18 protein-coding genes and 6 tRNA genes are annotated in these 20,371 nt (G+C 50.3%); 9 read left to right on the top strand and 15 right to left on the bottom strand.

Annotation, left to right across the window (positions count from 1 at the left end):
* Positions 1-2 precede the first annotated feature (2 nt).
* The 4 genes from corC to miaB all read right to left on the bottom strand — a co-directional run bounded on the left by corC (position 3) and on the right by miaB (position 3,955).
* Positions 3-884 carry a CNNM family magnesium/cobalt transport protein CorC gene (corC, locus tag CBP31_RS12200; protein WP_087037670.1) on the bottom strand — a complete coding sequence of 294 codons (882 nt, stop codon included), beginning with the start codon at positions 882-884 and terminating at the stop codon, positions 3-5.
* A gap of 9 nt (positions 885-893) precedes the next feature.
* Positions 894-1,358 (bottom strand): rRNA maturation RNase YbeY, encoded by a 465-nt coding sequence (ybeY, locus tag CBP31_RS12205; RefSeq protein ID WP_087037672.1) that lies wholly within the window; start codon positions 1,356-1,358, stop codon positions 894-896.
* Positions 1,355-2,398, bottom strand: coding sequence for a PhoH family protein (locus tag CBP31_RS12210; RefSeq protein WP_087037674.1), 1,044 nt, complete (start codon positions 2,396-2,398; stop codon positions 1,355-1,357). Before CBP31_RS12210 ends, ybeY begins: the two co-directional genes overlap by 4 nt.
* A 126-nt stretch (positions 2,399-2,524) precedes the next feature.
* Complete coding sequence (gene miaB / locus CBP31_RS12215) at positions 2,525-3,955, bottom strand: tRNA (N6-isopentenyl adenosine(37)-C2)-methylthiotransferase MiaB (protein WP_087037675.1); 1,431 nt, start codon at positions 3,953-3,955, stop codon at positions 2,525-2,527.
* A gap of 211 nt (positions 3,956-4,166) precedes the next feature.
* On the opposite strand from miaB, the gene CBP31_RS12220 reads away from it, so the two are divergent.
* Positions 4,167-5,363, top strand: coding sequence for an FAD-dependent monooxygenase (locus CBP31_RS12220; RefSeq protein ID WP_227875024.1), 1,197 nt, complete (start codon positions 4,167-4,169; stop codon positions 5,361-5,363).
* A 936-nt stretch (positions 5,364-6,299) separates the two neighbouring features.
* On the opposite strand, the gene CBP31_RS12225 is transcribed toward CBP31_RS12220, so the two are convergent.
* The 8 genes from CBP31_RS12225 to pth all read right to left on the bottom strand — a co-directional run bounded on the left by CBP31_RS12225 (position 6,300) and on the right by pth (position 9,477).
* Positions 6,300-6,374 (bottom strand) — tRNA-Gln (locus CBP31_RS12225).
* 98 nt (positions 6,375-6,472) lie between these two features.
* Positions 6,473-6,557: transfer RNA gene (locus CBP31_RS12230), tRNA-Leu, on the bottom strand.
* Between the two features lie 7 nt (positions 6,558-6,564).
* A tRNA-Met gene (locus CBP31_RS12235) sits at positions 6,565-6,641 on the bottom strand.
* Positions 6,642-6,836: 195 nt separating this feature from the next.
* Positions 6,837-6,911: transfer RNA gene (locus tag CBP31_RS12240), tRNA-Gln, on the bottom strand.
* A 157-nt stretch (positions 6,912-7,068) separates the two neighbouring features.
* Positions 7,069-7,143, bottom strand: a tRNA-Gln gene (locus CBP31_RS12245).
* A gap of 7 nt (positions 7,144-7,150) precedes the next feature.
* Positions 7,151-7,227, bottom strand: a tRNA-Met gene (locus tag CBP31_RS12250).
* Positions 7,228-7,708: 481 nt separating this feature from the next.
* A complete protein-coding gene (gene ychF, locus CBP31_RS12255) occupies positions 7,709-8,800 on the bottom strand; it encodes a redox-regulated ATPase YchF (RefSeq protein ID WP_087037677.1) in 1,092 nt (363 codons plus the stop codon).
* A gap of 80 nt (positions 8,801-8,880) precedes the next feature.
* On the bottom strand, positions 8,881-9,477 hold the full coding sequence (pth, locus tag CBP31_RS12260) for an aminoacyl-tRNA hydrolase (protein ID WP_087037679.1): 597 nt from the start codon (positions 9,475-9,477) through the stop codon (positions 8,881-8,883).
* Positions 9,478-9,652: 175 nt separating this feature from the next.
* On the opposite strand from pth, the gene CBP31_RS12265 reads away from it, so the two are divergent.
* The 3 genes from CBP31_RS12265 to CBP31_RS12275 all read left to right on the top strand — a co-directional run bounded on the left by CBP31_RS12265 (position 9,653) and on the right by CBP31_RS12275 (position 11,352).
* Entirely contained in the window at positions 9,653-10,126 is a 474-nt protein-coding gene (locus CBP31_RS12265) for a hypothetical protein (protein WP_087037681.1), read from the top strand.
* Between the two features lie 44 nt (positions 10,127-10,170).
* Positions 10,171-10,899 (top strand): sulfite exporter TauE/SafE family protein, encoded by a 729-nt coding sequence (locus CBP31_RS12270; protein WP_087037683.1) that lies wholly within the window; start codon positions 10,171-10,173, stop codon positions 10,897-10,899.
* A 96-nt stretch (positions 10,900-10,995) separates the two neighbouring features.
* Positions 10,996-11,352 carry a four helix bundle protein gene (locus CBP31_RS12275; RefSeq protein ID WP_087037685.1) on the top strand — a complete coding sequence of 119 codons (357 nt, stop codon included), beginning with the start codon at positions 10,996-10,998 and terminating at the stop codon, positions 11,350-11,352.
* Positions 11,353-11,509: 157 nt separating this feature from the next.
* Here the strand turns inward: CBP31_RS12275 and CBP31_RS12280 are convergent, their stop codons facing one another.
* From CBP31_RS12280 to lolB, 3 genes are all read right to left on the bottom strand, one after another.
* Positions 11,510-12,457 (bottom strand): ribose-phosphate pyrophosphokinase, encoded by a 948-nt coding sequence (locus CBP31_RS12280; RefSeq protein WP_087037687.1) that lies wholly within the window; start codon positions 12,455-12,457, stop codon positions 11,510-11,512.
* A gap of 288 nt (positions 12,458-12,745) precedes the next feature.
* Positions 12,746-13,615 (bottom strand): 4-(cytidine 5'-diphospho)-2-C-methyl-D-erythritol kinase, encoded by an 870-nt coding sequence (gene ispE, locus CBP31_RS12285; protein WP_087037689.1) that lies wholly within the window; start codon positions 13,613-13,615, stop codon positions 12,746-12,748.
* Positions 13,616-14,142: 527 nt separating this feature from the next.
* Positions 14,143-14,718 carry a lipoprotein insertase outer membrane protein LolB gene (gene lolB / locus CBP31_RS12290; RefSeq protein WP_087037691.1) on the bottom strand — a complete coding sequence of 192 codons (576 nt, stop codon included), beginning with the start codon at positions 14,716-14,718 and terminating at the stop codon, positions 14,143-14,145.
* Between the two features lie 123 nt (positions 14,719-14,841).
* On the opposite strand from lolB, the gene hemA reads away from it, so the two are divergent.
* The 5 genes from hemA to kdsA are packed head-to-tail and all read left to right on the top strand — an operon-like array spanning position 14,842 to position 19,984.
* Positions 14,842-16,101: a glutamyl-tRNA reductase gene (gene hemA / locus CBP31_RS12295; RefSeq protein WP_087037693.1), complete on the top strand. Its 1,260-nt coding sequence runs from the start codon at positions 14,842-14,844 to the stop codon at positions 16,099-16,101.
* 53 nt (positions 16,102-16,154) lie between these two features.
* The gene (gene prfA / locus CBP31_RS12300; protein WP_087037695.1) at positions 16,155-17,240 is read left to right on the top strand and encodes a peptide chain release factor 1; all 1,086 of its coding nucleotides are present in this window, start codon (positions 16,155-16,157) and stop codon (positions 17,238-17,240) included.
* A gap of 39 nt (positions 17,241-17,279) precedes the next feature.
* Positions 17,280-18,122, top strand: coding sequence for a peptide chain release factor N(5)-glutamine methyltransferase (gene prmC, locus CBP31_RS12305; RefSeq protein WP_087037697.1), 843 nt, complete (start codon positions 17,280-17,282; stop codon positions 18,120-18,122).
* Positions 18,115-19,113, top strand: a complete 999-nt coding sequence (locus tag CBP31_RS12310; protein ID WP_227875025.1) for a SirB1 family protein — start codon at positions 18,115-18,117, stop codon at positions 19,111-19,113. Before prmC ends, CBP31_RS12310 begins: the two co-directional genes overlap by 8 nt.
* Before the next feature lie 22 nt (positions 19,114-19,135).
* On the top strand, positions 19,136-19,984 hold the full coding sequence (gene kdsA, locus CBP31_RS12315) for a 3-deoxy-8-phosphooctulonate synthase (RefSeq protein WP_087037699.1): 849 nt from the start codon (positions 19,136-19,138) through the stop codon (positions 19,982-19,984).
* Positions 19,985-20,371: the final 387 nt, after the last annotated feature.

The following is a 20,371-nucleotide window of genomic DNA, read 5'->3' on the forward strand; positions in this document are numbered from 1 at the left end:
GTTTATATGTTTTCCGAAGTGGAGGATTCCTGATTACTGGGGAGCTTAACTTGTAATTGCAGCAAACGTCGACGATCGGTGTGCGCTACTTTAAAGATAAAGCCGTTGATTTCGAGCTGTTCACCTTTAGCGGGCAAGTGACCAAAGGCGTGCATGACTAAGCCACCTACGGTATCTGCCTCTTCGTCACTAAAGTCGGTATTAAAATATTCATTAAAGTCTTCGATGTCGGTCAATGCCGCTACCGCATACACCCGCGACGTAATTTGACGGATTTCAGCACATTCTTCAGCATCAAACTCGTCTTCAATATCGCCGACGATAAGCTCCAGAATGTCTTCTATGGTCACTAACCCGGAGACGCCGCCAAACTCATCCACCACGATCGCCATGTGATAGCGTTCTTGACGAAATTCTTTGAGCAGCTTATCGAGACGCTTACTTTCTGGCACCACCACTGCGGTGCGCAGTATCTTGTCGATGGTGAAGGTATCGTCATTAAGGCCAAAGCCGTATTGCAGCAGATCCTTGGCCAGCAATATGCCCTCTATGTGGTCTTTATCTTCATTGACCACCGGGAAGCGCGAATGAGTAGATTCGATGATCATGGGCAAAAATGAAGACACAGGTTGGGATTTCTCCACCGTCACCATTTGCGAGCGGGGGATCATAATGTCTCGCACCCTTAGCTCGCTCACCTCGAGTACGCCTTCAATCATATCTTTGGTGTCTTGATCGATCAGCTCTCGCTGACTGGCTTCCATGATCACTTCTACTAATTCTTCGCGATTCTTCGGTTCGCCCTGAAAAAGCTGACCCAGCTTTTCTAGCCAGTTTTTCTTACTGGACGAACCGTGTTCAGAGTTCGAATTATCGTCGCTCATTGACCTAATTTAACCTTCATCATCTAAGTAGGGATTGGCAAAGCCAAGGGTAGCCAAAATGGCAATTTCTTTCGCTTCCATTATCTCGGCTTCATCATCCTTAATATGGTCAAAGCCCAGTAAATGCAAGCAACCGTGTACCACCATGTGTGCCCAATGGGCGGTGAGCGGTTTATGTTGTTCTAGTGCTTCGCGCTCCACCACTTGGCGACAAATCACCAAGTCACCCAATAAGGGCAGTTCAATGCCGAGCGGCGCGTCAAAAGGGAAAGATAACACATTAGTGGACTTATCTTTACCGCGATAATCGTAATTGAGCTGGCGACTTTCTGCTTCGTCCACCAAACGTACCGTGACTTCCGCCTCTTCGCGCTCATTAAGCAGCGCGGCTTGCAGCCAAATTTCAAGTTCAGACTCGCTGGGCAAGCCCGGTGCTTCGTCACAGGCCAGCTGTAAATCTAACCACAAATTCATGATGTTACCTTGTTATCTGGCGGTGCCTGATCGTTGAGCTTAGCTTGTTGGTGGTCGAAGGCTTCATAGGCCCGCACAATGCGCGCCACTACGGGGTGGCGTACGACGTCTTCGGCATGAAAGAAGTTAAAAGACAGGCCTTCAACGCCGTCGAGTACGTCCATCGCATGGCGCAAGCCAGACTTGGTATGACGCGGCAAATCCACTTGGGTAATGTCGCCGGTGACTACGGCCCGAGAGTTAAAGCCGATGCGCGTTAAAAACATCTTCATCTGCTCAAGAGTGGTATTTTGGCTTTCATCGAGAATAATAAAAGCATCATTCAAGGTGCGACCACGCATATACGCCAAAGGAGCGATTTCAATCACGTTGCGCTCAATCAGCTTTTCGACTTGCTCAAAGCCGAGCATTTCAAATAAGGCGTCATACAGCGGGCGCAAATAAGGATCGACCTTTTTGCTTAAATCCCCCGGCAAGAAACCCAGTTTTTCACCGGCCTCAACGGCAGGGCGCGTTAATAAGATGCGGCGTACTTCTTGGCGTTCCAGCGCATCGACGGCGGCCGCTACCGCCAGGTACGTTTTACCGGTACCCGCAGGGCCAATACCAAAGGTAATATCGTGGCTGGAGATATGCGCCATATAGTGGGCTTGGCTGGCAGTGCGCGGTTTAATCAGCCCACGTTTGGTTTTAATATTTACCGTCTTGCCGTACAGGTGTTCGATATCTGGGGTGTCATCTTGGTCTAACACTTGGCTTTCTTTAATGGCCAAATGCACCAATTCTGGGGTGATATCGGGCACAGCTTGGCCGCGTAAGGCTTGTGTTTCCACATACAAGTGCTTTAACAAGTGCGCGCCAATATTGACCTGAGCGGTACGACCGGTCAGGGTGAAATATTGATTATGATAATTAATTTCTATGCCTAAACGGCGCTCTAATTGTTTGATGTTGTCATCAAGTGGGCCACAGAGACTGGCCAAACGCGCGCCATCGGCAGGCGCTAATTCAAGTTCTACAGTGGTAACAGTAGGTGACAAAATAACTCCTGCTATTCAATAAAGGTGAGGAGTAAATCGTGAGGCGAGAGGAGAAACCTCCTTACCTGACTCTTTACTCCTCAATCTTTACGCCTCACACCTCACGCATCACTTATTGCGGGGGAGTTAAGGCGTAAACGTCGCGACGCCGACTGCATCGGGCACGCCATCGGGGCGGCGGCCTAAAATGCTCTGGGGCGAGGTTTGTACGCGCAGACCCATCTCGTCTTCACCGCGGATAAACTTACCGCGTAAGCTGTTAGGTCTGGCTTCGATAATTTCTACGTCAGCAAAGCCGCCAATTAAGGTGTGCGCACCTTCAAAGTTCACCACACGGTTATTTTCGGTGCGACCACGTAGCTCCATGGGATCCATTTTCGAAGGGCCTTCCACCAGAATACGCTGGGTCGTGCCCAACATCTGACGGCTGATCAGCTGTGCTTGATTATTGATCAAGGTTTGCAAACGCGCCAAGCGGGCTTTCTTCTCTTCCAGTGGCACATCATCAGGCAAGTCGGCCGCCGGTGTACCCGGACGAGCGCTAAAGATAAAGCTATAGCTTAGGTCAAAGCCCACATCTTCAATTAGCTTGATGGTACGCTCAAAGTCGTCCTCATCTTCACCGGGAAAACCGATAATAAAATCAGAGCTGACAGTAACATCCGGGCGTACCGCACGCAGACGACGAATTTTGGACTTATATTCCAGCGCCGTGTGTGCGCGTTTCATCAGCGTTAAGATACGATCCGAGCCACTTTGTACGGGCAGGTGTAAGAAACTCACTAATTCTGGGGTGTCTCTGTAGACCTCAATAATGTCGTCAGTAAATTCAATGGGGTGACTGGTGGTGTAACGCACGCGGTCAATACCATCAATAGACGCCACTAAGCGCAATAATTCTGCGAAGCTGCAAATGCTGCCGTCATGGGTTTCACCACGATAGCCATTGACGTTTTGGCCTAATAAATTCACCTCACGCACGCCTTGGTCGGCAAGCTGGGCGATTTCGTAGAGCACGTCGTCCATGGGGCGGCTGACTTCTTCGCCGCGGGTATAGGGCACCACGCAAAACGAGCAGTACTTAGAGCAGCCTTCCATGATCGACACGAAGGCGCTGGCACCTTCTGCGCGGGGCTCGGGCAGGTTGTCGAATTTTTCTATCTCAGGAAAGGAGACGTCTACTTGAGCGCCGTTACCTTCGAGTACAGATTTGATCATGGCCGGTAGCCGATGCAGCGTTTGCGGACCAAAGACTAAGTCTACGTAATGGGCGCGGGCACGAATGGCCTCACCTTCTTGAGAAGCCACGCAGCCGCCAACGCCAATCACTAGCTTAGGATTGATCATTTTTAGCGGGCGCCAGCGGCCTAACTGATGAAACACTTTTTCTTGCGCTTTCTCACGAATAGAGCAGGTGTTTAGCAGTAGGACGTCGGCTTCGGTCGGGTCGTCCGTTAGCTCGTAGCCGTGGGCGGCGTCCAGTAGATCGGCCATCTTAGATGAATCGTATTCGTTCATCTGACAGCCCCAGGTTTTAATGTGAAGTTTTTTGCTCATGGCACTCTTGAAATTACGGCCGATATGCCGGTAAAAGTCATACGGCAAGGGACATGGGATCAGGCGGGGAATTCTACTCCTTTAAAGCGTCACTGACCAGATAATATCCAATAGACAGGCCGCAGCCCCCGTGGGATGGTGGTCTCAGATAAGCACCGAATGTTGGGCGTTTCTACGGTAGAATGGACAAAAAACTACGAGGTGGGCAGTCATGGATATGCAACGGATGGACATGCAACAGGAACAGTGTGACATTGCCATTATTGGCGGCGGTATGGTGGGCGCCTTGGCGGCAGCCTTGTTGGCGCCGACAGGGTTGTCGATTCGCGTTATTGAAGCCAAGAGGCCCACGGAGTTTAGCCCAGAGCAGCCGCGAGATTTGCGAGTATCCGCCATTAGCGCCACCTCGGTTGCTTTATTAGAGCAAGCGGGCGCTTGGGAACGTATTCAAGGCATGCGTGCTTGGCCTTATCAGCGCTTAGAAGCCTATGAGTGGCAAGGTTTTCATACGGAATTTACCGCCGCCAGTGTGGGCCGTGAATACTTGGGCTATATGGTGGAAAATCGCCTGATCCAACTCGGTCTATGGCAAGCGCTGGCGCAGTGGCCAAACGTGACGCTTGATTGCCCGAATGGCTTAGAAGCACTGCGCCAATCCGAGACCAGCGCCACCTTAACGCTCACCCATGGCCAACAGCTGGAAGCACGTTTAGTACTGGCTTGTGACGGCGCTGAGTCTTTTACTCGTCAATTAGCAAGCATTGGCATTAGTGCTTGGGATTACGGCCAGCAATGCATGCTGATTAGCATCGAAGCCGATCAACTCGAGTCAGATATGACCTGGCAGCAATTCACGCCGCAAGGCCCGCGGGCTTTCTTGCCCTTAGGTAGCGATCAAGGCTGTTTAGTGTGGTATGACCAAAAACAGCGGATTCAAGCATTGGCCAAGTTAGATAACGACTCGCTTGCCGAGCAAGTGGCTGCGCACTTCCCAACCCGGATGGGCAATTTTAAGGTGTTAAGCAAAGGCAGCTTCCCGCTGCGCCGTCGCCACGCCAATCAATATGTGAAAGGCCGCGTAGTATTGCTAGGCGATGCGGCACACACCATCAATCCACTAGCAGGGCAGGGCGTGAATCTTGGCTTTAAAGACGTGGCCGCCATTACAGAGTTGGTGAGCCAAGGTGTGGAGGCACAATTGGATATTGGCTCTGTTGAGCGGTTAGCCCGTTATCAACGCCGCCGCCGACCCGATAACCTGTTGATGCAAACCACCATGGATGTTTGCTATCACGCCTTTAGCAATAATATCTTACCGTTGAAGATACTGCGCAACCTTGGCTTAAGTGCCGCCCAGCGCAGCGGGCCGCTAAAAACTCGCGTCATGAAATATGCGATGGGTTTGTAGGGCAGCGCCGAGCACCAAGCGCCCTGCGCCCAGCTAAAGATAAACCCCGAACAGGAAGGCTCAGTTTTTTTGTTTGGTTGGGATATTTATTCCGTCATCCTGACGAAAGTCAGGATCTCTGTGTGATAGCACAATATTGGCTAACGAGTCGTTGAGATTCTACAGAAGGCTGTGGTTTTGTAGGAGCCCGTATCTTCAGCGAAAAGTACTTCGGCTCAGTTTTATGTTTTGAATGTAAAGCAGCCAGCTCTGCTGTCCCGCCGAAACTCTCTGCCTAACAAAAGTGGCGGCTACAAGTTCTGGAGGCTAGTTATACCAAACACACTAAATAATTGATCTATTACAACCAGTACAAAAGAGGAAACAGAGTCACCTACCTCGACACGCCATAAACCCATCCATGGGGGCTCGGGAAATGCCATCCCTGGTATTGTCACGGTCGTGGGAGGCGATCTCTGTTACCTCTCTTAAGCACCGAGCTGTCTGCTAACTTCACCCACAGGCGGCTACGTGGCATAGGGGCGGATAAAGAGATCTACTCCACCGACCATCACATGACATGGATGATCATGTGTTTGAGCGCCACAGGGATGTGCTTGCAGCGTGTCGGTGGAGTAGGCCGTTTATCCGACCTTTACAGGAAGTAAAAACTGACTACTTATTTAGTACGATTGGTATTAAACCTAAACACCAGACAGCAAAAAGCCGACTTAAGAGTCGGCTGTTTACTTAATGGCAGGGGTACCGAGAATCGAACCTGGGCACTGAGGCCGCGATCAAAACCCGTAGCCTGCTCTGGATTAAACAAGAATCTAAATCCTAGATAGCAAAAAGCCAGCACTAGGCTGGCTTCTTACTTAATGGCTGGGGTACCGAGAATCGAAGCTGGGCACTGAGGCCGAGATCAAAACTTAATACAGCTGCCATTACTAAATATGGCTGGGGTACCAGGATTCGAACCTGGGGATGGCGAGATCAAAACCCGCTGCCTTACCGCTTGGCGATACCCCAATTTTATTACTTAACTTTACTAATTAACTTTTATCACTAAAAGCTAATTTTACTACCCGAGATAAATTAAACTATTCAGCTTAATTTCATCTTAAATATGGTGCGGAAGGCGAGACTTGAACTCGCACACCTTGCGGCGCTAGAACCTAAATCTAGTGCGTCTACCAATTTCGCCACTCCCGCTAAAAAGTGGTGGCTATGGCGGGATTCGAACCTGCGACCCCATCATTATGAGTGATGTGCTCTAACCAGCTGAGCTACATAGCCACTTCTGTAAACCGAAAGTAATATGCCTATTTTTCTTATCGAAATCAAGACCAAATTTTCTTTCGACTTACGTTGCAAATATTTATCTTTTTTACAAAAAATTCTTTGTAAAGAAGATGGCTGGGGTACCAAAAATCGAACATGGGCGCTAAGGCCGAGATCAATGCTTGATGCTTCCAACTTTAAAACTAAATATGGCTGGGGTACCAGGATTCGAACCTGGGGATGGCGAGATCAAAACCCGCTGCCTTACCGCTTGGCGATACCCCAACAAAGATGGTTGATATTTATAACATAAACTCAGCCATTTACAAATTTTTATCTTTTTTACAAAAAATCTTTGTAAAGAAGATGGCTGGGGTATGAAGAATCGAGTCTGGACACTAAGGCCGAGATCAAAATTAAATACATCCAACTTTAAAGCTAGTGGCTGGGGTACCAGGATTCGAACCTGGGGATGGCGAGATCAAAACCCGCTGCCTTACCGCTTGGCGATACCCCAACAAAAATGGTGGCTATGGCGGGATTCGAACCTGCGACCCCATCATTATGAGTGATGTGCTCTAACCAGCTGAGCTACATAGCCACTACTTGTTCTCAATTTCAATGTGCCTGATTGCTCGGGTACATCTCGTTGGGAACGGGGCGCATTATGCGTATCCAAGTTCAGAGCGTCAACCGCTTTTTCGGTAAAAAACCCGTTCTGCGGATCGTTTGCTGATAAAGTAAACGCTTAGGCTGAGGAATAGACAAATTTAGCGCTAAGCGCCCAGCATCAAGTATTTATTTTGTCATCCTGATGAACATCAGGATCTCGGTTTTATTTTTAGAACTAAGAGCGAGATACCGGATCAAGTCCGGTATGACGGAGTGTAATTTATGGTCTTGCCGTCATCCTGATGCACATCAGGATCTGGTTTTGTTTTTAGAACTAAGAGCTTATATCGGCAATAAAAAAAAAGCCCGCTGCTGCGGGCTTTTTAGCAGGTGAAGGTGGAGTTTGCAGTAAGTGTTTTACTCCTCACCCCTTACACTTCACCCATCACACGTTACTTCTCGTCAGAGAATTAAACGTTAAACAGGAAGTTCAGTACGTCGCCATCTTTAACCACGTATTCTTTGCCTTCGGCGCGTTGCTTACCGGCTTCTTTGGCACCTTGCTCGCCCTTAAAGGCAATAAAATCTTCAAAGGCGATAGTTTGAGCGCGGATAAAACCTTTTTCGAAGTCGGTGTGGATCTTACCTGCCGCTTGCGGCGCGGTGGCACCCACAGGAATGGTCCAAGCGCGCACTTCTTTTACGCCAGCCGTAAAATAGGTTTGTAGATTAAGCAGCTCGTAACCGGCGCGGATTACGCGGTTTAGGCCTGGCTCTTCAATGCCTAAGTCAGCCATAAACTCAGCGGCTTCATCGGCGTCCAGCTCGGCAATTTCCGACTCCATAGCGGCACATACAGGTACTACAATGGCGTTTTCGGCAGCAGCAATCTCACGCACCAAATCCAGATAAGGATTATCTTCAAAGCCGTCGTCGCTAACGTTGGCAATGTACATGGTGGGCTTAATGGTTAAGAAGTTCAGGTACTCAATGGCGGCCTTTTCTTCTTTAGTCAGCTCAACGCTGCGTAATACCTTGGCTTCTTCCAAGGCTGGCAACAGCTTTTCTAGCACGCTAACTTCAAATTTGGCGTCTTTATCGCCGCCTTTGGCTTTCTTGGCGTTACGGTAAATGGCACGCTCACAAGTATCGAGATCCGCCAGTGACAGTTCGATATTGATGACTTCGATGTCGTCTTTTGGTGAAACTTTACCGGCAACGTGAATAATGTTGTCGTCGGCAAAACAACGCACCACATGGCCAATAGCGTCAGTTTCACGAATATTAGCCAAAAATTTATTACCTAAGCCTTCACCTTTAGAGGCACCGGCTACCAAACCGGCAATGTCCACAAACTCCATAGAGGTGGTCAAGACGCGCTGCGGATTAACGATTTTTGCCAAGGCGTCCAAGCGCTTATCGGGTACCGGTACCACGCCGGTGTTGGGCTCTATGGTACAAAAAGGAAAGTTAGCCGCTTCAATGCCGGCCTTGGTGAGTGCGTTAAACAGGGTGGATTTACCTACGTTAGGTAGGCCCACGATTGCGCATTTAAAACCCATGATATGTGTCCTGAAGGTGATGTCTAAAAAGATAACTGAACAAATTAACTTAAAAATAGTTAAGAATGATGTGGATAAAATTACTCAGTGGAGTCGGCATTAAAGGCATGCAGGCGATTCATTGCCTTATTGATGCCATCTTTAAATAAAATATCGGTGCAACGGGTGGCTTCATCCACCGCGGCTTCAAGCAAACTGTGCTCGGCGGCGGGGGCTTTGGTTAATACAAAACCGGCCACTTGGGTTTTATGGCCCGGATGGCCAATGCCAATGCGTAACCGATAAAAATCTTTGTTATTGCCCAAGCAGCTTATGGAGTCGCGTAGGCCATTATGACCGCCGTGGCCGCCGCCTTTTTTAAAGCGCACCGTGCCTGGGCTTAAGTCCAATTCGTCATGAGCGATTAAAATCGACTCGGGCGCAATTTGGTAAAAATTGGCCATGGCACCCACTGCCTTGCCCGACAAGTTCATAAAAGTAGCCGGCACTAATAAGCGCACATCGTGCCCTGCAATGCGTACTCGGCCAGTCCAGCCGAAGAACTTTGCTTCTTCTTTTAGGGTGACGCCATGCATACGCGCCAGCTCAGTCACATACCAAACGCCAGCGTTATGGCGGGTTTGTGCGTATTCTGGACCCGGATTACCGAGCCCAACAATCAGTTCGATAGGGTTCATATACTAACTTGGCCGTTAAAAATTACGCCACATTCTAATTAAGAGCGGCAATAATGGCCACCTTACTGGCAGTAAAGCGGCATAATAGCGCGAAAATCGTAGGGCGGCTGTAAAGATGCGCGTAAAACATCGCTCTCAAGCTAACGGTTGAGGTTAAAGCGTCGCAGTACGTCTTATGTTATACGCCGTAAGTAAAACCAAGGGCTGTATTTATGTGTATGCCGTCATCTTAACGCACGTCAGGATCTCGCCTTATGCCGTCTTCCTGACGCACGTCAGGATCTCGCTTTATGCCGTCATCCTGATGAAAATCAGGATCTGGGTTTTGGTTTTAAGACCAAGAGCGAGATACCGGGGCAGGCCCGGTATGACAGCAGAGAGCAATGTTTTGTGTATATGCCGTCTTCCTGATGAAAATCAGGATCTCGGTTTTGTCTTTAAGGCTAACAGCGAGATACCGGGGCAAGCTCGGTATGACAGCAGAGCGATGTTTTGTGTTTATGCCGTCTTCCTGACGCACGTCAGGATCTCGCTTTATGCCGTCATCCTGATGAAAATCAGGATCTGGGTTTTGGTTTTAAGACCAAGAGCGAGATACCGGGGCAAGCCCGGTATGACAGCAGAAGGGCGGTGTTTGTCTTTGTCTTAAGCTTATCGCTGCCTGCAGGATTTATTTTGAACGAAGGATGTTGAATGTTTGAGTTATTAGGCTGGTCGTTATTGGCTGGTATCGTGAATGCGCTGGCGGGGGGCGGTTTGTTTTTTACGTTGCCGGCATTATTAGCGTTAGGAGTCCCCAGTACCTCGGCGGTCGCCACTGCCAGTGTAGCCTCTTGGCCCGGTTACGTGAGTGCGTTTTGGAGCATACGTCGGCAATTAAAAAGAGGCCCTTTGGCGGCGTTAACACTGATTGGCCTGTTAGGTGGCGGTTTAGGCGCCTTGGCGTTGGTACAGTTTGATGCCAGCAGCTTTAACTATCTGGTGCCTTGGCTATTGTTGGCGGTCAGTCTTTTGTATGCTCGCCAATTACTGAGCAAGGCCGGCTTTGAGGGGCCGCTGGTACTGCGCAAAGCGGGCTGGCCATTATTATTCAGTGGCAGCTTTTACGGCGGTTTTTTTGGCGGCGGGCTAGGGGTGTTGTTTATGTCGTTGACCGGCCAGCTGCGCATGGGCACTAATCTTCAGCAGCACGCCATTAAGCTGTACCTGTCGATGCTGGCCAGTGGCGCCACTATAGTGGTGTATTCGCTGTCGGGGCTGGTGTACTGGGAAGGCGGACTAATACTGGCGGTGGGCTATTTAATCGGCGGCCAGCTGGGCGCCAAGATCTTGAAATGGATCCGACCCAAGTTGCTGGCCTGGAGCATAGTGGCGTTCGGGATTGGTTTAAGTGGTTATTATTTTTTCAGGTTTTATATGTAAACGGTGAGGAGTGAAGCGTGAGGGGGAGGCGTAAAACCGAGCCGTTCTTATCTAGCGGCTACAATAGGTGATTAGCTATCATCATGCAGAGTCGGTATGCGTAAACACCAAAACTTAGATGTGTGGAAGGATGCCATGCTTCTGGTTACGTATGTTTATCAGTTGACGGCGACGTTTCCAGATAATGAACGCTTTGGACTAACGGGACAGATGCGCCGTGCGGCAATTTCTGTGCCCAGCAACATTGCGGAAGGAGCTGCGCGAGGCAGTAAAGCTGAGTTCGTACGGTTTCTTCATATAGCACGGGGCTCATTAAGTGAGCTTGATACGCAACTCATGCTTGCAGTACAGCTTAACCTGACCACTGAAGTCCATCAGGCATCTCAGCTGATAAATAGGGTATTTGCGTTGTTGGGGGGCCTAATACGGCATTTAAAAAACGAGGGGAGATAGCGTGTGTGGAAAAAGGTAAAAAATAAGGAGCAAGCGGAAGGTGATGTTTCTCCTTCCGGCTTACTCCTATTTAGTCAGCTGTACTCGGTGTCTGAGATAAACGGTGGTTAGCTTTTACTCCTCACCATTTACCCCTCACACCTTACATTACTACAAATTAATGCTCGAACATGGCGGAGATGGACTCTTCGTTGCTGATGCGACGAATAGCTTCGGCCAGCATTGGCGACAGTGACAACTGCTTCACTTTGCTCAACGACCTCATTTCATCGCTCAAAGGCACTGAGTCGGTGATGATCACTTCATCAATCACAGAGTCTTTGATGTTCTGGTAGGCATTGCCAGAGAACACGGCGTGAGTCGCATAAGCGAACACGCGCTTGGCGCCACGCTCTTTCAGTGCTTCTGCGGCTTTGCACAAGGTGCCGCCGGTGTCGATCATGTCATCAACGATAACGCAGTCACGGCCTTCAACATCGCCAATCAGGTTCATCACCTGAGAAACGTTGGCACGAGGACGACGCTTGTCGATAATGGCAATTTCGGTTTCATCCAACAATTTAGCGACGGCGCGTGCACGCACTACACCACCAATGTCGGGTGAAACGACCACTGCGTTTTGTAAGTTTTTAGACAACATGTCTTCTAACAGCACAGGAGTGCCAAATACATTGTCTACCGGCACATCGAAGAAACCTTGGATTTGCTCGGCATGCAGGTCAACGGTCAACACGCGGTCAACGCCAACGCTAGACAGGAAGTCGGCCACTACTTTAGCGGTAATAGGCACACGAGAAGAGCGTACGCGACGGTCTTGGCGAGCGTAACCAAAGTAAGGGATAACGGCGGTAATACGACCGGCAGATGCGCGACGCAGCGCATCTATCATCACAATCAATTCCATCAAGTTATCGTTGGTGGGCGCACAGGTCGACTGGATGATAAACACATCGCCGCCCCGTACATTTTCGTTGATTTGCACACTTATCTCACCATCACTAAAACGGCCAACATCGGCAGCACTTAGTTTAATGAACAAACGATCAGCGATACGTTGGGCGAGTTCCGGTGTAGCATTACCAGCAAACAGCTTCATGTCGGGCACGGTTGAAAACCTCAGGATTATTTCATGGGTGGCGAGACTGGACGGGGCCGTGAACCCGTTATCACGAACAACTGATTCGCTATCCAGCCCGTTTTAGAATTCATTTAGAGTATTCAGGTGCATCTTACAGGATGTTGAGTCGGATAACTCAAACGGCGAGATGGCGTAAGCCTTACCACCTGTCGATCACACCTAACAGCCAATTAACCCTTGGAACAAGAGCGAAAATGGGCCCATCCCCATTCTCTGACATTGCTGTTGAGTTTGCCGTATTGATGACGCCGCAAGTTATTTTTTCTGCGCTATGGCACTGATTAAGGGCGATTGATTGCAACCTTTAGCTACAAACCCCGACATTCCCTGCGGAGCCTTGGCCAGTACTTCTTCAGCCGTTTGCTGGCTGTCAAAACTGGCGAAGATACAGGCACCCGTGCCCGTCATTCTTGACGGCGCATATTCTACCAACCAGCTAAGGAGCTTGGCAACCTCGGGGTGACGCTTTTTAACCAGTGGCTCGCAATCATTGCGCCAGCTTGCGCTTAACCACTGCGACAAGGTTAGCACAGGGCTATTGCGAATAAGCTCAGGGTCTTGAAAAATATCAGCGGTGGCCACGGACACATTTGGGCACAAAACAACATACCAGGGCTCGGCGGGTGAGACCGGCGTTAATTGCTCGCCCACGCCTTCGGCAAAGGCGGCGGCTCCGCGTACAAACACTGGCACATCGGCACCTAAGCGCAACCCTAAAATAGCCAGTTCATCGATACTTAACCCTAGCTGCCACAGCTGATTCAGTGCCAGCAAAGTGGTAGCCGCATCACTGGAGCCGCCACCGAGTCCGCCACCCATGGGCAAGCGCTTAGTTAGCTCAATGTGCGCGCCTTGGCCACAACCGGTGTGCGCTTGCAGCAGGCGAGCCGCCTTGATAATCAAGTTTTGCTCAGGCGCTACCTTACTTATTGCGGAAGAGGTTATCTCGCAAGAGGCGAGTGCATTGGTCAGCTTAAGCTCGCCCTCGGGCGCTAGGTTAAACCTAAGGGTGTCGCCATAATCCACGAACTGAAACAGCGTTTGCAGATTGTGATAACCATCGTCCCGGCGACCGGTAATGGTTAAAAATAAATTCAATTTAGCTGGCGCCGGTAGCAATAGCATTTTCAGCTCTCTTATCAGTAGGCATAAAACACCGCGCGGTGTTTTTTGTATAGTTTTGTTTTAGGCATTAAAAACCCAAAGCTAGATACCGGGGCGAGCCCGGTACGACGGCGTAGCAGGGTTTTTTCTCTCTTTGCCGTCATCCTGACGCACGTCAGGATCTTGTTTTAGGTCTTAAAAACCAAAGGCTAGATACCGGGGCGAGCCCGGTACGACGGCGTAGCAGGGTCTTTTTTCTTTGCCGTCATCCTGACGCACGTCAGGATCTTGTTTTAGGCCTTAAAAACCCAAAGCTAGATACCGGGGCGAGCCCGGTACGACGGCGTAGCAGGGTCTTTTTTTCTTTGCCGTCATCCTGACGCACGTCAGGATCTTGTTTTAGGCCTTAAAAACCCAAATCTAGATACTGGGGCGAACCCGGTACGACGGCGTAGCAGGGTTTTTTCTCTCTTTGCCGTCATCCTGACGTACGTCAGGATCTAGATTGAGTCTATTTTGCCTCACGCCTCACGCCTCACGCCTCACGCTTACTTAAATTCCCATTGGCTAATGGCCAAGCGCAGTTGAGTGTCGTTGTGCGTGAGGTTAAGGCGGCTTGGTAGCCAGAGGCCGTCGATTTGCGTGTAGCCTAAATATTGTAATTGCCAACCGTGAGCGCTGATGGTTCCGGGTCTTTGCTGGGCATCATAGGTGACCTTGTCGCCAACGCCTGGCAGGCCTTTGATCCAGTAAGATAATTGCTCAACCGGTAAATCCCAGCCGGTTAGCTCTAGTACTAAATCTCGTGCATTACTGGCTTGATGAAGCTTTCCTTTACTGTCGGTCAGCTGCACATTTTGTCCGTTACGGCTTAAGTCAAAGACCCGCTTGCCAACCACGTTGGTGAGATTCATCCGGTAATCATTACTATTCTGACGCCAAAACAAGCTCAAACTGCCGCGTTCATCGGGAGTAATGATGCCGAGCTTGGCGGAAAGCTGCCAATTGTGCAGTTGTGACAAAGTATTTTGTTGGGCCTGCCAAGAGCCAGCCGGTGCTTGCTCAGCCTTGTAGGCACAGCCTGACAGCCATAATAGCGTCAACATTATCAGTAGATTGCGCACGATTTATCCTCAGCAAAAAATGGGTGGCCAGTATAAGGGCAAGCGTCGCGCCTTTTAAAGCCCTACTGTTTCTCGTACAATACTCGGCTACTTGGAAGATGTAACGAGCCGCATACAATCCTCATGAGCCTGTTGGTACTGGGTATTAATCATAAGACAGCATCCGTCGCACTGCGCGAGCGGGTCGCATTTGGTCCTGAAGTAGCCCCTAGGGCACTGCAGGAGCTGATGCGTACCCCAGGCGTGGGCGAGGCGGTGATCCTGTCTACTTGTAATCGCACGGAACTCTACTGCAGTTTAGGGCCGGAGGGCGATAGCCATCTGGTGCGCCTGTGGTTACAAGATTTTCATCAATTGGATGAAACCGAGCTCAACACTTGCCTATATCAATACCACGGTGAAGAAGCGGTGCGTCACTTAATGCGCGTTGCTTGTGGCCTTGACTCTTTAGTGCTGGGCGAGCCGCAAATTTTGGGACAAATAAAACTGGCCTATAACCAGTCGCAAAAAGTGGGCAGCCTTAAAGGCACACTGGATCGCATGTTCCAAAAAACCTTCTCTGTGGCCAAACGCGTGCGCACTGAAACCGAAATTGGTGCCAGTGCCGTGTCGGTGGCCTTTGCCGCCGTGAGTTTGGCCAAGCGTATCTTCTCGGATCTCAGCCACACCAAGGTGTTGCTGGTGGGTGCCGGCGAAACCATAGAGTTGGTAGCGCGGCATTTAAAAGAGCAGTCGGTCACGCAGATGATGGTGGCTAACCGCACGCTAGAGCGAGCGCAAACCTTGGCACAAGAATTTGATGCCCAAGTGATGACGCTGGAGCAAATTCCCGAATATTTGCCAAAGGCCGATATTGTGATCAGCTCTACCGCCAGCCCCTTGCCGATTATCGGTAAAGGCTTGGTGGAGCGCGCACTTAAAGCGCGCCGTCAGCAGCCGATTTTGTTTGTTGATATTGCCGTGCCCCGTGATATTGAGCCCGAAGTAGATGAGTTAAACGACGCTTATTTATATACGGTGGACGATCTGCAAGGCATTATTGAGCAGAATATGGCGACGCGCCAACAGGCGGCGGGCCAAGCTGAAGTGATCATCATCGAAGAACGTGATCACTTTATGGCTTGGTATAGATCCCTTGAGTCGGTAAAGATGATCCAAGACTATCGCACCCACGCCGAGCAGCTGCAGCAACAAGAGCTGATGTTGGCGTTGCAGGCATTGGCGCAAGGTAAAGACAGCCAACAAGTGGTGCAACGACTGGCCAGGCGCCTGACCAATAAATTGATCCACACACCGACTCAGGCACTTAACCAAGCCGGCAAAGACGGCAATCAAGATTTGCTGACCGTGCTTGCTCATAATTTGAAGCTTGGGCAACACTAATCTTCGGCCAATACTAACTTTGGCTCACACTCATAGCCACTCGGCGAGATCTGATGAATAAATCCATATTAAGAAAGCTGGAAGGCCTGCAAGAGCGTCACGAAGAGATTCAAGCGCTGCTTAGTGAAGCTTCAGTGATCAACAATCAAGAACAGTATCGTGGGCTCACCAAAGAGTACGCGCAGCTAGAAGACATAGTGGGCTGTTATGTGCGCTATTGTCAGGCAGAAGCAGACTTGGCCGCCGGTGAAGAAATGCTGGCAGAAGATGACGCCGAAATGAAGGCCATGGCCGAAGAAGAAATTGAGGCCGCCAAAGAAACCATTGAAGCGCTCAGCCATGAGCTGCAGATCTTGCTGTTGCCTAAAGATCCCAATGACGACAATAACTGCTTCTTAGAATTGCGCGCCGGTGCCGGTGGTGATGAAGCGGCAATTTTTGCTGGCGACTTGTATCGCATGTATACCAAATACGCGGAACAACAGCGTTGGCAGATAGAAGTGGTGAGCGTGCACGAAGGCGAGCACGGCGGCTTTAAAGAATTAATTGCCCACATTACGGGCACCGGCGTATACGGCAAACTCAAGTTTGAGTCTGGCGGTCACCGCGTACAACGGGTACCAGAAACCGAATCTCAGGGCCGCGTGCATACCTCTGCCTGTACGGTGGCCATTATGGCGGAAATTGCCGAAGCTGAAGCCATCACCATTAATCCGTCGGAAATTCGCGTAGATACCTTTCGCGCCTCCGGTGCCGGTGGTCAGCACGTCAACAAAACCGACTCCGCGATTCGTATTACTCACTTACCCACAGGGCTAGTGGTAGAGTGCCAAGATGGTCGCTCGCAGCATAAAAACCGCGCCCAGGCGATGAAGGTATTGACCTCGCGCTTAGCGCAGCGGGAAGAAGATATTCGCCACGCCGCCGAGCAAGATGTGCGTCGTAACCTGTTGAGTACTGGCGATCGTTCGGATCGTATTCGTACCTATAACTATCCTCAGGGCCGAGTGTCTGATCACCGGATTAACTTAACATTGTATCGTTTACACGAAGTGTTGGAAGGTAATCTGGATATGCTGACTCAGCCTATTTTGCAAGAACACCAAGCGGATATGCTGGCAGCTTTGGCTGATTATTAATGATACTGGTCGGTTACTAATGATACGGGCTTATTCCTCATGACATTGGCCGAGTGGCGCCACTGGTTGCGTGAGCAGCTTAAAGCGGGTGATTCACCCAAGATAGATGCGGATGTGTTGCTCTGCCATGTGCTGGCCAAGCCGCGAAGCTTTATTCTGGCTTGGCCGGAATATGTGCCTACAGCCACAGAGCAAGCTGCGTTGCGCTTGCTCTGTGCTCGCCGCCAAATGGGCGAGCCGATTGCTCACTTAACCGGTGAACGGGATTTTTGGTCCTTAACCCTTAAGGTGTCACCCGACACTTTGATCCCGCGCCCCGACACCGAAATCATCATAGAAGCGGCCTTAGCGCGCTTACCTAATGGCCCGGCAACTTTAGCTGATCTCGGTACGGGGACCGGGGCCATTGCTTTATCTCTTAAAAGTGAACGCCCCACAGACACCGTTTACGCCGTTGAATTTAATGCCAATGCCGCGGCACTGGCACGCCTGAATAGCGAATGCTTGGGGCTGCCGATCACCGTACTGGAAGGTAGCTGGTTTGAGCCGTTAGTCGGGCTTAAATTCGATATGTTGTTGTCTAACCCGCCCTATATCGACGGCAGTGACCCCCATTTGCTGCAAGGCGATGTGCGTTTTGAGCCTGCGTCTGCTTTGATTGCCGCAGACGAAGGCATGGCCGACTTGCAGCATTTGATCAGCCAAGCGCCTGAGTATTTAAAGGCCAATGGCTGGTTATTGCTGGAGCACGGTTGGCAGCAGGGCGCTTTAGTACGCGAGTATTTTACAGAACTGGGGTTTAAGGCGGTGGAAACACTGCGCGATTATGGGGACAACGAGCGTATTACGTTGGCTCAGTGGCCCGGGAGGCAGCATGTCTAATAGTAAGGTGTCTACGAAGAATACTCTGTTTGAAACTGAGCAGCTTGAAATTGACCCGTTTGACGCGGATTTGCTTGAAGCTGAAATCTCTGAAATCAGCGACTCTCAAACATTCCTACCTAATTCCAGCATGCTAAAAACCAACATCAGTGATATGTGGGTGAGTGATGATTTGCCCTGTTTTATGACAATGTCGCTGGATATAGTTGAAAGCTTATTTGGTCTTGAGGCGCGCGATCAAGGCGAAGTGGCGCTGTTTGAGTTGGAAAGAGATCTGGCCGAACAGCTAGATCCAGGGTTTGGCGATATCGCCCCCATTACCGGCCAAACACTGCTGGCGGCCTTATACGGGCCTTTAGGCTTTGTGGGCGATTGGGAGCGTTTTTTTTCCGTCGATAATTGCCTGATGGATCGGGTATTGAGCCGCCGTCAGGGTATTCCGGTGAGCATGGCGCTGCTGGTCTTGTATTTGTGTGAGCGCTACGGCATTCGCGCCGAGGGTATTAGCTTTCCTGGTCACTTCTTAGTGCGCATCTTTAACGAGCCTGATAGCGACTCAGAGGTTTCGCTTGAGAGCCAAGTCAGCAGCCAGATTATTGATCCCTTTACCGGTAAAGTATTAAGTCATCACGCCATAGAGCAGCTGTTGCGCGGTGCGCGCGGTAACTTAGCCAAGCTTACGCCCCAGCATTTAACGTCCGCTGAGCCGCTAGACGTGATGCTACGTTTGCTGACGGTAACTAAGGCGGCTTTTATTCATCATCAACATTTTACTCATGCCTTGATGTGCAGCCAGTTGCTGTTAACGCTTAAGCCAGATTGCCCGCTCGAGCGCCGTGACCGCGGATTCTTATATGAACAGCTCGAGTGTCATGAGTTAGCGGTGGATGATTTTGAGTATTTTATTGAACAGTGTCCAGAAGACCCGCTTGCCGACATACTTAAGATACAAGTAGCGGCGCTGGATGCTATGCCTCACGTTCTTCACTAACAGCACTTCCCTAGGAGCCTTGATGAAAACCGTTCACATCAATCACATCCCCGTTGCTAACGACAAGCCCTTCGTGTTGTTTGGCGGTATTAACGTGCTGGAATCTCGCGAGCTGGCACTGCGCTCTGCGGAGCACTTTGTTAAGGTGACCGAGAAGCTGGGCATTCCTTATGTGTTTAAAGCCAGTTGGGATAAAGCTAATCGCTCCTCCATTCACTCTTACCGAGGCCCAGGCCTAGAAGAGGGCATGAAGCTACTGCAAGAAGTGAAAGACACGTTTAAAGTGCCGGTGATCACCGACTTGCACGAGCCTCATCAGGCAGCGACCGTAGCCGAAGTGGCGGATGTTATTCAGCTGCCCGCCTTCTTGGCCCGCCAAACCGATTTGGTAGAAGCCATGGCTAAGACTGGGCGGGTAATTAATATCAAAAAGCCGCAGTTTTTAAGCCCTGGCCAAATGAAAAACATCGTCGATAAGTTTATCGAATGCGGTAACGGTCAATTAATGATCTGCGAGCGCGGCGCTAACTTTGGTTACGACAACTTAGTAGTCGATATGCTGGGTTTTGGCGTAATGAAAAAAGCCACGGCTGGCGCGCCCATTATCTTTGACGTAACCCATGCCCTGCAATGCCGTGATCCCTTAGGCGAAGCGTCCGGCGGTCGTCGTGAGCAAATTGTCGACTTGGCCCGCGCAGGTCTCGCCACCGGCATGGCCGGCTTGTTCTTAGAAGCGCACCCCGATCCCGCCAACGCCATGTGCGACGGCCCTAGCGCCTTACCATTAGCGAAATTAGAGCCGTTTTTAGCGCAATTAAAAGCGCTAGACGAGCTGGTGAAGAGCTTCGCAGTGCTGGATACTTCGAACTGATAGCGCCGAGCACCAAGCGCCCAGCTAAAAATAAACCCCCGATTCTGCAAAGGCTCGGGGGTTTGTTTTTAGCCGTCATCCTGACGCACGTCAGGATCTCTGTTTTGGTTTTAAACCATCCAGCTACGCTGGCCGGCGAATAAATGGCCGGACTACAAAACAAACCGTTTTTGTTTTTATGCCGTCATCCTGACGCACGTCAGGATCTCGGTTTGGTTTTGACCTTGTAGGCGGCAATTTATTCGCCGCGGTTTGCTGTTGGTTTTGGTGCTGTATTTTAAACCCTCCAGCTACGCTGGCCCGCCGAAGTCCTCTTTACCAAAGAGACGGACGGCTACAAGTTCGAGAGTCTTTTGTAGGCGAACACTTGTTCTCGCATTACGCCGT

It is taken from the genome of Oceanisphaera profunda (genome assembly GCF_002157895.1).
In the GTDB taxonomy this organism is placed as follows: domain Bacteria; phylum Pseudomonadota; class Gammaproteobacteria; order Enterobacterales; family Aeromonadaceae; genus Oceanimonas; species Oceanimonas profunda.